General features: G+C 63.6%; 9 protein-coding genes and 1 pseudogene. 7 read left to right on the top strand and 3 right to left on the bottom strand.

What is annotated here, in order from left to right:
• The first annotated feature begins 13 nt into the window (after window positions 1-13).
• The 3 genes from AT395_RS19205 to AT395_RS19195 are packed head-to-tail and all read left to right on the top strand — an operon-like array spanning window position 14 to window position 2,486.
• Window positions 14-460 carry a RidA family protein gene (locus AT395_RS19205; RefSeq protein WP_048628960.1) on the top strand — a complete coding sequence of 149 codons (447 nt, stop codon included), beginning with the start codon at window positions 14-16 and terminating at the stop codon, window positions 458-460.
• Between the two features lie 53 nt (window positions 461-513).
• Window positions 514-1,479: a PDR/VanB family oxidoreductase gene (locus AT395_RS19200; RefSeq protein ID WP_048628961.1), complete on the top strand. Its 966-nt coding sequence runs from the start codon at window positions 514-516 to the stop codon at window positions 1,477-1,479.
• A 35-nt stretch (window positions 1,480-1,514) separates the two neighbouring features.
• Window positions 1,515-2,486 (top strand): VOC family protein, encoded by a 972-nt coding sequence (locus tag AT395_RS19195; RefSeq protein ID WP_048628962.1) that lies wholly within the window; start codon window positions 1,515-1,517, stop codon window positions 2,484-2,486.
• Between the two features lie 221 nt (window positions 2,487-2,707).
• Here AT395_RS19195 and AT395_RS19190 read toward each other — a convergent pair whose 3' ends face one another.
• Window positions 2,708-3,253, bottom strand: coding sequence for a glutathione peroxidase (locus AT395_RS19190; protein WP_042114952.1), 546 nt, complete (start codon window positions 3,251-3,253; stop codon window positions 2,708-2,710).
• Window positions 3,254-3,970: 717 nt separating this feature from the next.
• Here AT395_RS19190 and AT395_RS19185 point away from each other — a divergent pair.
• From AT395_RS19185 to AT395_RS19175, 4 genes and pseudogenes are all read left to right on the top strand, one after another.
• Window positions 3,971-6,883: an autotransporter domain-containing protein gene (locus AT395_RS19185; protein WP_053086369.1), complete on the top strand. Its 2,913-nt coding sequence runs from the start codon at window positions 3,971-3,973 to the stop codon at window positions 6,881-6,883.
• A gap of 44 nt (window positions 6,884-6,927) precedes the next feature.
• Window positions 6,928-7,698: pseudogene (locus tag AT395_RS26395) on the top strand (tetratricopeptide repeat protein); the annotation flags it as partial.
• Between the two features lie 252 nt (window positions 7,699-7,950).
• Window positions 7,951-9,147: a glycosyl transferase family 8 gene (locus tag AT395_RS26390; protein ID WP_376738412.1), complete on the top strand. Its 1,197-nt coding sequence runs from the start codon at window positions 7,951-7,953 to the stop codon at window positions 9,145-9,147.
• Window positions 9,134-10,102, top strand: a complete 969-nt coding sequence (locus AT395_RS19175; protein ID WP_231606124.1) for an alpha/beta fold hydrolase — start codon at window positions 9,134-9,136, stop codon at window positions 10,100-10,102. Before AT395_RS26390 ends, AT395_RS19175 begins: the two co-directional genes overlap by 14 nt.
• Here the strand turns inward: AT395_RS19175 and AT395_RS19170 are convergent.
• Together AT395_RS19170 and AT395_RS26175 are read right to left on the bottom strand one after the other, a co-directional pair.
• The gene (locus AT395_RS19170) at window positions 10,085-10,948 is read right to left on the bottom strand and encodes an NmrA family NAD(P)-binding protein (protein ID WP_042114954.1); all 864 of its coding nucleotides are present in this window, start codon (window positions 10,946-10,948) and stop codon (window positions 10,085-10,087) included. The genes AT395_RS19175 and AT395_RS19170 overlap by 18 nt on opposite strands.
• Window positions 10,949-11,005: 57 nt before the next feature.
• Window positions 11,006-12,349 (bottom strand): FAD-dependent oxidoreductase, encoded by a 1,344-nt coding sequence (locus tag AT395_RS26175; protein WP_072632878.1) that lies wholly within the window; start codon window positions 12,347-12,349, stop codon window positions 11,006-11,008.
• Between the last annotated feature and the right edge of the window lie 116 nt (window positions 12,350-12,465).

Here is a 12,465-nt window from a genome sequence, read left to right as displayed (position 1 = left end):
TACGAGACACGTCATGTCGATCGATCAACCTCTCAAGGCCGAGCGAATTCGCGCACCGGCCGTGCCCGATTCGGGCATGGCAACGTGGAGCAACGGCATTCGCTTCGGCAATGAGATTCTGATGTCGGGCATGACCGCTCACCCGGCCACGCGAGATTCGGACAAGCCGCTCACCACCTACGAGCAGACACTTGTAGTGTTCGGCAAGATCCGAGCGCTGGTCGAGGCGGGCGGCGGCAGCCTGGCGAACATCTACAAGCTGGTGGTGTACGTGACCGACATTGCCGACAAGGACGAGGTCGGCCGCGCGCGCCGCGAGGTCTTTGCGGAAGTGGCTGCGAACGGCGGTGCGTATCCGTGCTCGACGCTCGTGCAGGTCAGCGGTCTCGTATTCCCGGAACTGCGCGTGGAGATCGAGGCGTTTGCGCGGCTCGACATCGATTTGTCCACCGCCGGCTGACGCGGCGGACATCATCAGAACAAGCAATATCAGAAACATCAGAGAGCGGCGTTATGAGCAAGTCAAACCTGGTGGCAATGGTGCGTACGCTTCGTTACGAAGCGGCAGGCATCATGAGCATCGAACTTGTGCCTGCGGCGGGCAGCGGCATGCCGTTTCCCGACTTCACGCCGGGCGCGCACATCGATCTGCATCTGCCCAGCGGACTGGTGCGCAGCTATTCGCTCGTGAACGCACCGGGCGAGGCGAACCGATACGTGCTCGGCATTCTGGCCGACCCCAAGAGCCGCGGCGGCTCGCGTTTTATCCACGACAATTTCCGCGTGGGCATGACGCTCGATATTTCCGAGCCGCGCAATCACTTCGTGCTCGACGAAACCGCCGAGCACACGGTGCTCGTGGCGGGCGGGATCGGTGTCACGCCGATTCTCTGCATGTACCGTCGTCTGCGCGCGTTGGGCCGCAACGTCAAACTGATGTATTGCGCGCGCACCGCGCCGCAAGCGGCTTTCGTTGACGAACTGAATGCGCTGGGCGGCGATATTACCTATCACTTCGACGATCAGCACGACGGCAAGCCTGCGTCGCTCGCGGCGTTTCTGGCGGGGCAACCGGCGGGCACGCATGCCTATTGCTGCGGTCCGGGCGTCATGCTCGATGCCTTCGAGGCGGCGTGCGCCGACGTGGGGATTGCCAACGTTCATATCGAACGCTTTGCTGCGGCACCTGACGCGCCACCGCCCGCAACGTCCGAAGGCTATGTCGTGACGCTGGCGAAATCGGGCAAAGAGATTGCCGTGCCGGCTGGCGCGACGTTACTCGATACCTTGCTCGCCGCAGGCATCGATGCCGAATATAGCTGCATGGAAGGCGTGTGCGGGGCGTGCGAGACACGCGTACTCGACGGCTGCCCCGATCATCGCGACTCGGTGCTGAGTGCGTCCGAGCGCGCGGGGAACAAGGTCATGATGATTTGCGTATCCGGTTGCAAGGGCGACCGCCTGACGCTGGATCTCTGATCGCTCCGACTCCGAAACCCTTACCCGAGACTGCCATGACGATTCTGGGCATCGAACAAATTACCTACGGGGTCACCGACCTCGATACCTGCCGCCGCTTTCTGGGCGACTGGGGACTTACCGAAGTGTCGAGCGATGCCAATGGCGTGCGCTTTGAAACGTTGAACGGGTGCCGCGTGTTGGCGGTACGTCACGACGATCCGTCACTGCCGCCGGCCATGGAAGAGGGGCCGACGTTGCGCGAAGTGACGTGGGGCGTGACTACGGCCGACGAGGTGGCGGCAATCGCCGACCGGCTTGCCGATCAGCCGGGCTACTACTTCAAGGACGGTGCGACGGGCTGTATCGACTCGAACGGTCTGGCGATGCGTGTCGAAGTGACGGGCAAACGCGCGGTCGACGTACAGGGGGCGCCGACCAATCCGTGGGGTATTCCGGCACAGCGTGTGAATACGCCGAGCCCGGTGTACGAGCGTGCGCAACCGATCGAAGTCGGTCACGTCGTGTTCTTCACGAACGCGCTGGCGGCCACGCAGGCGTTCTATGAAGAGAAACTCGGTTTCGAGTTGTCCGATCGCTACCCGGAGCGGGGGGCGTTCATGCGCTGTGCGCCTCACGGCGGCCATCACGATCTGTTCTTGCTGGCGTTGCCCAATGGCAAGCGTGGGCTGAATCATGTGGCGTTCACCGTGCGCGATATTCACGAGGTGTTCGGCGGCGGCATGCACATCGACCGTTGCGGCTGGGAAACGCAGTTGGGGCCGGGTCGTCACCCGATCTCGTCGGCTTATTTCTGGTACTTCAAGAACCCGTGCGGCGCGCTCATCGAGTACTACGCCGACGAAGACATTCTCACGCCGGAATGGCAGCCGCGCGACTTCGAACCGGGGCCGACGGTGTTCGCGGAGTGGGCCGTCGACGGCGGGCTGGATGGCAACTCACGTCGCCAGAAGAAGGGCGGCGAAGCGCCGACCGGCAAGTTCATGACCGACACGGCCAAGCGCTGAGTCGAGTCATCGCGGGCGTGTCGAACCGGGGGGTACGGCGCGCTCGATGTCGCGAGTTGTCGCGAGAAGCGGGAACCGGCGCGTGACGCTATCCCATGAGGCTCGGGGGGCGATTTTGCCCAGACGTGAATCGTCGCCCGGGGGGAGCGTTGCGCGCCGGCAACCGTCTTTGTCTTGCCGGCGCAGCGAGACAAGGGACGATGAGTCCCTTGTGCGGGGGCTTACTTTGCCAGTTCGGCGTCGATGGCGGCAACGAGTCGCGGATCGTCGGCTTTGACATCCGGCGAGAAGCGAGCCACGACCTGGCCGTTACGGCCGATCAGGAACTTCTCGAAGTTCCACAGCACGTCTGCGGGGTTCTCCCGCTCGACACCAAATCCTTTCAGACGCTCACGGAACGGGCCTTCGCCGATCGCCTCGGGCTGCGCTTCGACAAGTGCCGTGTAGAGCGGGTGACGGTCGTCGCCGAGTGCCGAGAGTTTGGCAAACAGCGGAAACGTGACGTTGTACTGCGTGGTGCAGAAATCGAGGATTTCGGCATCGGTGCCGGGCTCCTGGCCCTTGAAGTTATTGGCGGGGAAAGCCAGCACTTCGAGACCGGCGGCACGCTTTTCTTCATACAGACGCTCGAGGCCTTCGTATTGCGGCGTGAGGCCGCACTTCGACGCCACGTTGACGACCAGACGCACTTTGCCGGCGTAATCGCCGAGCGTAGCGGGAGTGCCGTCGTTGCGATTGACGGCAATGGTTTCAATGTTCGTGCTCATGGGAATTCCCTGTCTTTGATGGGTCAGGCGAGTGTAGCGTAAGCCCGTTAAGCGCGCTGAGCGTGGTCCCGTCTCAATGCATACCGACGGAGAACGGATATCGCATGGGTATCCCGGCGATGCGCTCGATACGGATCAATTTGTTCCGGAGAGAATGAAAGCTAGTGGTCAAGTTATGTCGGTATGCAAATTTACCGGTAAAAGGAAATGGCGCAGCGGCTCTCGTGGACTGCCATTTTTTACGTCGATGCTATTGATAGTGCGACGTTTGTGGGACGTTTTTTTTCATCGGTTAAATAATTAAAATTAAGTAAAATCAATGGTTTGACGATAAGTTCGGATTCCATATTGACAGTCGTGTAATCCTGTGAAAGGATTCGCGTTGTCTAAAGAATTACAAAAAATAACAAGCACGCTGTGCTGTCAAATAATAACGGGGTAGTCCGAATGTTCTGTGCCGCTTCTCGCAAAAACGGTGCTCCTGCGGTAGGCGCAGGCGATCTCAATGCCATGTCTCAACGAGAACCGGATTTATCTCGCGTTCTGACGCAATAGCGTCGCTGCACTGCTCCCGCCCGAATACCCATCAGCCTGACATCGCCGGACTTCGCTTCGACCTCGAAGCGCTTGCGTTTGTGCGCCTGACGCCGTGCGAGAGCCTGTTCCGAATCATCATTCATCGCATCACAAAAAGTACACAGCTACCAGGGGGAACGAATGAATCACGTCTATCGTGTGGTGTGGAGTGCCAGCCTCGGCATGTATCAGGTGGCGTCGGAAGTGGCGAGTGGTCGCGGCGCGAAGTCGCGCTCGATCGATCGCCGTCGTGCGCGCAAAGCGGCAACGGCCGCGGCGATTGCCGTGGTGTCGCTCAATGCGGCCACAGCGTACGCCGTGACTTCCCCCGTCGCGACAATGGACGGCACCACGACGCTCATCTCGGGCACTGAGAACACGTCCTCGACGGCATGGAGTTTCACCGGGACGGATCTGCTCATTTCGGGCACCACCTTTGCCACGATCACGGGCGGGTTGGGATCGATCGTCAGCACGGGGACATTGACTGGCGCCTACGCGCTGGCCTTTTCGGCTGCCGCAAACGTGGCAAGTGTCGAGAACAATGGCCAGATCGCTGCAACGGGCAGCAGCTCGGGCGTGTACAACAGCGGCACAATCGGCACATTGATCAATCGCGGCTCGATCACGACCGGGACGTTTGCCGGTGTTGGCAATGGCGGGTCGATTTCAAGCTTTGAGAACAGCGGCACGATCACGGGTGCGGCGCAGGGCCTGGGCAACTTCGGTACGCTCACATCGGCCTCGAATTCCGGCTCGATTTCGGCGGTCAATGGCTACGGCGTGTTGAACAGTTCGGCGCTGGACTCGCTGACCAACACGGGGAGGATCTCAGGCATTTTCGGTGTGGCCGCGTTCACGAACGGTGCGCCCGATTCGCATTTGGGGACCGTGACCAACAGTGGGACGATAACGGGCACCCAACTCGGTGTAGCGAACCGAGGCATGAACATCGGGACGATCGATAACCAGTCGAGTGGCCTGATCATGGTCACAGGCAGCTTTGGTAACGGTATCGACAACGGCAGTACCGTGGCAGGCGGCACAACCTATCACGGCACCATTGGCGAGATCAAAAACGCCGGCCTCATTCAGGGCAGCAGTTACGGCATCTATAACGTCGACTCGATCGGGACGATCAACAACCTTGCCGGAGGTAAGATCGCCGGCACCATCGCCGCGATTGCGAACCCTTCGGCAACCGGCGTAATCGGCCAAATCAATAACGCTGGCACCATCGCCGGCGACATCAATTATTACGGTACGCAGGCGCTGTCCATTGCTGGGGCATCGGGCGCTGCGTTCGGTACGTTGACGGGCGGAGCCGGCAGTATTCAGGGCGTGATTTCCAGCCCGTACGCCGATCTGCATTTCAACGGCGGCAACCTGCTGCTCAACGACAATCTGGACCTTCTCGGCACGCGCACTGCGTTCAACGACGCCTCGGTGCTCCAGGTCAACCGGCCGATCCAGGTGTGGGGGAATTACTCCCAGGCGGCAGCAGGCACGTTGCAGATCGGCGTGGCCGCCGGTGCTTTTACCACCGGCAACATCGCCACCGACGGCGGCTATGGCCGACTGCTTGTCTCGGGCAATAGCTACATAGCGCCGGGCTCGACCATTGCGCTGCAATCGCTTGGCTACAACTTTGCGGCAGGTCAGCGCTATGTGGTGATCGACACCGCAGGCACCGCCAACTACAACGCCAACTCGCTCGTCTATCGCGTGAATGGCTCGACGACGCTTGACGCAAGCGGTGCCGAAGTGGCGAACGGCACGCACAAGAATCTCGTCGTCACGCTCGCGCCGGGCGCCGGGGCGAACAACCCCAGCGGCAATGGCGGTATCAACACGGGGGGAGCTTCGGGAGGCACGGGCGGCGGCGACGCCGGCGTGCCGGTATTCGATCCGAGAACCAGTGCCACGACCGCGTCGGCGCCCAACGCTTCGGCCGCACTGCGGGGCTTGCTGGGCTATACCGGTGTGAGCGACCCGCAACTGCTGAATCTGTTCAACGCCACACTGGGTTCGCTGAGCGACCATTCGGCAGATTCGGCCAACCGCGTCGGCAAGCAATTGGCGCCGGTGCAGAATACGCGTGCCGCTGGGGCTGCCACGTTCGGTTCGCTAGGCGTGGTGAGCTCGCGCGTCAACGGTCTGCGCGTGGCTCAGGCGGGCGGAACGGGGGTCGCGACCGGCGACAGCGCGGCCAACTGGGGTGTCTGGGGACAGGCGTTCGGCGGGCATGCCAGTCAGTCGGCACGTGACGATGTCGATGGCTACAGCGCGAACTACGGCGGTCTGCTCGTCGGTGCCGACCGGGCATTCGGCGATCGCGTGCGGGCCGGCGGCGCCTTCCAGTTTTCCCGCACCGTCATTAACAATGACGGCAGTACGTCGGGCAACTCGACCAGCGTGAATGGATACGGGTTGATCGGTTACGCCGCCTATACGGGCGAGCCGTGGTACGTGAACCTGACAGGCTCGGTCGTGCTGCAACGCTACGACTCGAAGCGCTTCGTCACGATGCAGGGCTTCAACGGCGTGGCTAACGGCAACTTCAACGGTCAACAGTACGTGGCCAGTGCCGAGTTCGGCTGGCCGCTGGCCGTGGGCCGCGCCATCGTCACCCCGCTGGCGAGCGTTACGTATAGCTATCTGAATCAGAACAGCTATACCGAGACAGGAGGCAACGGCGCGGCGTTGTCGGTGGGCAGCGCGGGCAGCAGTTCAGTGCGTAGCGCACTGGGAGCGAGGTTCGCGGTGCCGTTCGAGACGTCGACGGGGACATGGGTGCCGGAGCTGAGCGTGCGCTGGGTTCACGAGTACAACCGTACGCGTCAGGCGACCGGGGCGAGCTTCGCCGCCGATCCGACCGGACAGACGGGGTTCACGACCGTGGGCGCGACGCCGGTGTCGGATCTGGCCGAAATGTCGCTGGGGCTTACGCTGCTGAAGGCGAACAACCTGAGCGCTTCGATTCGCTACGACCTGCAAGCGGGCTCCGGCTTCGTGTCGCACACGGGTATCGTGCGAGTGCAACAGCGTTTCTGATCGTCTGAGGCGCCCGGACCGTGCAGGCGGTCGCAGTCATTGACATGGCTGCGGCCGCCGTGAAAGTATCGCGCAGTATTCACCGATCTCGCCTTTCCACCGTCCGCTATCCCTCATCCCCTCCGATGTCGTTACCTACGAGTTCCCCCGGCACGCTGACCTTCGCGCAGGCCATTGCCCTGGCGCAATCGCATTGGCAGGCGGGGCAAGCACCGCAGGCGGAACTACTATGCCGTCGCGTACTGGAAGTGTCGCCCGAGCACCCCGATGCGCATTATCTGCTCGGCCTGATGGCGCACGCCTACGGCAAGCGGGAGATGGCCGTCGACCACCTGCGGGCGACTTGCCGCGCGCCGAACGCCCCGGCGTCCTGTTGGTCGGATCTCGCTGAAATGTGCCGGCAGGCGGGGCGTCTCGACGAGGCGCTGACGGCGGCGAGACGGGCTGTCGAAGTCGATCCGGCCTTCGCCGCAGGATGGAACAATCTTGGGATCGTGTTGCAGGAGACCGGCCGGCTCGATGAGAGTTGGACGTGCCTTACGCGCGTGAGTGAACTGCTGCCCGCGTCGGCCGATGCCCAGAACAATCTGGGTAACACGGCGCGCTTGCTCGGACGCCTGGACGTTGCCGAGACACACTATCGCGCCGCGCTTGAGCGCGACCCGCAGCGTGCCGATACCCATAGCAATCTGGCATCGCTGCTGAGTGCGCAACAGCGCTTTGCCGAGGCGGAGGCACTGGCTCGCCGGGCCATCGAACTGGCCCCGCAGTTTGTCGACGCCTATCGGAATCTTGCCGACATCGAACTCGCTCGCGGTCACGTGGCGGCGGCATTGCAGATCGTCGAGGTGATGTCGGCGTTTGCGGCGAAACATCCATCGACGCTCGTGGCGCGTGCGCGGATTCTGCGTCTCGCCGGGCGACTGGACGAAGCGCTGGCGAATGCTCGTGAAGCCGTCGCGCTTGTGCCGGAAAGCGCCGATGCACGGGCGGCACTCACCGACGTCGAGGCGGATGCCGCGGCGCGCGCGGCTCCGATCTCCATTGAGCCGCCCCCACAGAGCAGCATGCCGCTGCCGGTCACGCCGCCCGCGTCTGCCGATCTCGCTGCCCTTCACGAAGCGGTCGTGGCGCGGGTGCATGCCCATGATTACGCAGGTGCGGAAGCGATACTGCGCGAAGTCGTAGCGACGGGCGCGGCCCCCATGTCCCTGTGGCGGCTGCTCGCGGTCGTTCTCCGCGCGCAGGGTAAGGCGCGGGAAGGGCGAGACTTGCTCGACATGCTCGCGCGTCAGGTGCCGGGCGATCTGTCCAACCGCTTCGATCTTGCAGAAGCGCTGCTCCTGCTGGGGGATTTCGAGCGCGGCTGGCGCGAGTACCGCTATCGCTACAGCCTGGAACATACCCGGTCCATCGAGCGCAAGGTGCAACGCCCCCGATGGGATGGTCAGCCGATTCCCGGTCAGACGTTACTCATTCACGACGAACAAGGCTTTGGCGACACGTTCCAGTTCATGCGCATGGCGCGCTGGGCGCGCGAGCGCAGTCAGGCGCGCGTGATTTTCGAGGTCAATCAAGAGACGTTGTCGATTGCGAAACGCATGTGGGGCGATGATGACATCGTCGCGCGCGGAACGTTGCCGGTGACATTCGATCAGCATTGCGAGTTGATGAGCTTGCCGATGGCCATGGGTCTCACGCTCGCCGATCTGCCCGGCGACGTGGCCTATCTGAGCCCCGATCCCGAGCGGGTGGCGCATTGGCGCGAACGGCTGGCCGGCGTGCCGAAGCCGTGGGTGGCGGTGGTGTGGGCAGGGCGTCCGGAGCATGTCAACGACAGCAATCGTTCCCTGCCGCTCGAGCAACTTGCGCCGCTGGGCGCCTGCGGTGCGACGTTCCTGGCAATCCAAAAGGGGCCGGCAGCCGTGCAGGCGACTTCGCCGCCCGATGGCATGTCGATGGTGTCGCTGAGCGATGAGATTCGTGATTTCGAGGACACGGCTGCGATTCTTCATCTCGCCGAGTTGCTGATTTCGGTCGATTCGTCGCCGGTGCATCTGGCGGGGGCGATGGGGCGTCCGGTGTGGGTGCTGCTGCCGTTCGTGCCCGACTGGCGGTGGATGCTCGACCGCGACGACACGCCGTGGTACCCCAGCGTGCGTTTGTTCCGTCAGGCGGCGCGCGCGCAATGGGCGCCGGTCGTGGAGCGCATGGCGCAGGCGCTGACGCAATTTGTGACGGACTGGCGCGATGGCGCAGCTTGACGCGTGGCTTAAGGTTCGATCCAACGCGCAGCGACGCGTGTGGCACAAGGCGCGGCTCGACCTGCGCGGTCTGCTCTGTGCGGGCGTGCTGGGGCTTGTGTCGCTGATTTCCGGCTGCGTCAGTCTGGATCGCAATGCGCACGCCGATTCGCTGGCCAAACCGGCGGGGCTGCAACGGGAAGTGCTCGTGACAGGCGAGTTTCGCCTGACGGCGTTCTCGCGCATCACCCGCCCGGATCAACCGCTGCGCATCTACATCGAAGGCGATGGGCTCGCGTGGATTTCACGCACGGAGCCCTCGCTCGACCCCACGCCGGTGGCCGCGACCGGCCTCGCGTTGGCGGCTGCCGATCCGTCGGCCAATGTCGCCTATCTGGCGCGGCCCTGTCAGTTCACGCCGATGCAGGACAATCCTCGCTGTGAGGTCGCCTACTGGACCGGCAAGCGTTTCGCCCCCGAAGTCGTCGACGCGATGGACGGTGCGATCGGGCAATTGGCGGCGCGCGTGCCCGGACAGGCACTTGAGCTTGTCGGGTATTCAGGCGGTGGGGCGATTGCAGTGCTGGTCGCGGCGCGTCGGCAGGATGTTGCCACCTTGCGCACGGTGGCGGGCAATCTCGACGTCGAGTACGTTAATCAATTGCATCGGGTCTCGGCAATGCCTGCGTCGCGCAATCCCATTGATGTTGCACGGAAGGTGGCCGGCATCGCACAAATCCACTTCAGCAGCGCGCAGGATACGGTCGTGCCGCCGGAAGTGGCGCACCGCTTTGCGTTGGCCGCAGGAGGCGCATGCGTGAAGACACGCGTGGTGAACGGGGTGGCACACGACGGCGATTGGGCGCAACCCTGGCGCGATCTGCTCGCGCAGACACCGGTCTGCGACGCTCGCCAGTCACGAGGTGGCGCACAGACGACGTCACGCGAGCGCAACGTTTCAGCTTTCGCGCACTAATGCAGCAATCGCCTCAGTGAGCGTGACGTTGCCGCGCAGGGTGTGTTGGCCGCCATCGCGGAACCGGAAGCCGTCGTTGTTGAAGCCGTCCAGCATTTGAATGCGTGGCAGCGGATTGCGCATGCCTTGCGCCCGGAACAATGGGTCCCAGCCGGCGCGCGGCACCGCCTCGGCGCGCACATCGCGCACCAACGCACGCGCGAGGGCCGCAGCAATGTCGTCGGGCGAGTAGCGATCCGGCCCTTCGATTTCCCAGATGCGCTCGTCGGTGAAATTCTCTTGCATGGCCCGGGCCGCGAAGTGACCGACATCGCTGGTCGAGACCATCGGAATCGCACGATCCACCGGTTGCAGATAGCTCGGCAGTTCGCCGCGCTCACGCGCGGGAGCAATGTCCCAGGCGAAGTTCTCCATCAGCCAGGCCGGACGCAGGAACGTGACCGGCAACGCGAGCGACACCATCGCCGTCTCGAACATATGCAGGGCTGTGAGCAGGCTGGGGGATTCGCAATCTGCACCGATGCTTGAGAGGCACACCACGCGCTTCGGACGCGTGCTCGCCAGCGCTTGCCGAATCGCGTCGATCAGATGCCGCGCGTGCGAGAAGTCCGGCTCGGGGTCGGCGTTGGGCGGCAACATCACGAACACGGCTTCGCTATTGCGAAAGGCATTCGTAAGCGCATCGACGTCGCCATTTTCGGCGACGGCGATTTCACCGCCGAGTGTCGCCCATCGGCTGGATTTGACGGCGTCCTGAACAACGGCCCGTAGCGGCAGGCCCGCCGTGAGCAGATCGTGCCCGATAACGCCGCCAACTCGCCCCGTGATGCCCATTACGGTGTACATGGTCACTCCTTGCGCGCAGTAACGTTGCCGTAAAAGTAACACGGGAGCGGCGCCGGCTTACAAATGGATGGCGTCCACGTTCGATTGCGCGGTGACGTGCGGCGGGTTGCGGCGCGCGTTGAGCAGCGCGGCCCCGGCGTCGGCCAGACGTACCGCCTCGCGGGCGCGCTCGCACATGTCGCGTTCGTACGCTGCGATGGCTTGCGGCAATGCGCGGCGCCCTTGCGCTACCGCGCGCAAATGGTCGGCCAGCTGCGCAGCGTCGCGCAAAGCCGTGTTCGCGCCGAGGCCGCCTGCGGGACTCATGGTGTGCACGGCGTCGCCCAGGCCGGTGACACCGTCGACTTGCCACGGCAGAGGGCTTGTCGTGCTACGCACCGGCATTGTGCGGATGGTGTCGGGAACCGCGTTTGAAAACAGTGAGCGCAGGTGCGGATGCCACGCATTGGTAAGCGCCTCGATGCGTGCGAGCGGGACAGGGCCGGAACGTTCGGTGTTCGCATGCGAGGTGCCCAGCAGCGTTTTCGATGGGCCGATGAACGCCCAGTAGAGGTAATCGGATACCGGCGACAGGGGCATCCGGTCAGGGGCGATTGGGGTAGACGAGGCGTCGTCGTCGGGCTGCCGGCGAAACAGCATCGCTTCGATCACGACGGCGAAACCGTCGGCGAATACCACCGTGCTGCCTTCCATTACCGTGGCTTCGCCGTGTTTGTCCATGAGTACCAGCAAGGCGGTGGACAGCGGCGTCAGGCCGTAGCAGCAGACATTGCCGGTGTCGCGTGGCGCCATGCCCGGCAGCACGTATTCGCGCACGCGGGAATGGCTGCCATCGGCCGCCACAATGAGCCCCGGCGCGCTACTGGACCCGTCGTCGAAGTGAGCGATTCGACGGCCATCGTCGGTGGACGTTGTGCGCGAGAAGGATTTGCCGAAATGCACCCGATCGAGAATGCCGTCGAGCAGAATCTCCCGAAGCGTCTGGCGGTGCAGGCTGATGTCGCCGGGAATGCCCTCGGGGGCGGGCGTTCGGCGAGCCGGCGCCGGGGCGGGTGTCGGGGCGTCGCCGCGATGCACGGCGAGGCCGGTATCGGTGTGCGCATCGTGCCAGCTCGGCGGCAGGACAACGTTGGCGTCTTCGAGCTGCGGGGTCACGAAGCGGCCACCGGTGCGTGCAACGGCGGCGCGCTGGCGTACCCGTTCGACCTGGGCGCCGGGCAGGCATTGGGTGAGGGCGTCGAGGCCATCGGCGTCGATGCGAAGGCGATAGCCCTGGAAACGGGCGTCGGGGGCATCGTCTCGTTCGTAGACGTCGAATGGAATTCCCGCGCGGCGGAGCCCTTGGGCGAGGCACAGGCCACCCAGACCCGCGCCGATGATGTTGACATGTAAGGCAGACATGATTTGAAAAGAGCCGCCGGAAGGCGGCTGGCAGTGGCACTTCGCTTATTGTCTGCGCGCTGTTTGCTGACCTGATAACATTGTTTGGTCATAAAACAATGCAAATCGGACAAAGC

It is taken from the genome of Pandoraea apista, from assembly GCF_001465595.2.
In the GTDB taxonomy this organism is placed as follows: domain Bacteria; phylum Pseudomonadota; class Gammaproteobacteria; order Burkholderiales; family Burkholderiaceae; genus Pandoraea; species Pandoraea apista.
Note: the sequence above shows the minus strand (reverse complement) of the source record. Positions and strands in the feature narration are given on the sequence as shown.

Bases quoted from the DNA above. Each gene is read 5' to 3' on its own strand.
- AT395_RS19205 (WP_048628960.1), top strand. From the start codon at position 14: ATGTCGATCGATCAACCTCTCAAGGCCGAGCGAATTCGCGCACCGGCC.
- AT395_RS19200 (WP_048628961.1), top strand. From the start codon at position 514: ATGAGCAAGTCAAACCTGGTGGCAATGGTGCGTACGCTTCGTTACGAA.
- AT395_RS19195 (WP_048628962.1), top strand. From the start codon at position 1,515: ATGACGATTCTGGGCATCGAACAAATTACCTACGGGGTCACCGACCTC.
- AT395_RS19190 (WP_042114952.1), bottom strand. From the start codon at position 3,253: ATGAGCACGAACATTGAAACCATTGCCGTCAATCGCAACGACGGCACT.
- AT395_RS19185 (WP_053086369.1), top strand. From the start codon at position 3,971: ATGAATCACGTCTATCGTGTGGTGTGGAGTGCCAGCCTCGGCATGTAT.
- AT395_RS26390 (WP_376738412.1), top strand. From the start codon at position 7,951: ATGCCGCTGCCGGTCACGCCGCCCGCGTCTGCCGATCTCGCTGCCCTT.
- AT395_RS19175 (WP_231606124.1), top strand. From the start codon at position 9,134: ATGGCGCAGCTTGACGCGTGGCTTAAGGTTCGATCCAACGCGCAGCGA.
- AT395_RS19170 (WP_042114954.1), bottom strand. From the start codon at position 10,948: ATGTACACCGTAATGGGCATCACGGGGCGAGTTGGCGGCGTTATCGGG.
- AT395_RS26175 (WP_072632878.1), bottom strand. From the start codon at position 12,349: ATGTCTGCCTTACATGTCAACATCATCGGCGCGGGTCTGGGTGGCCTG.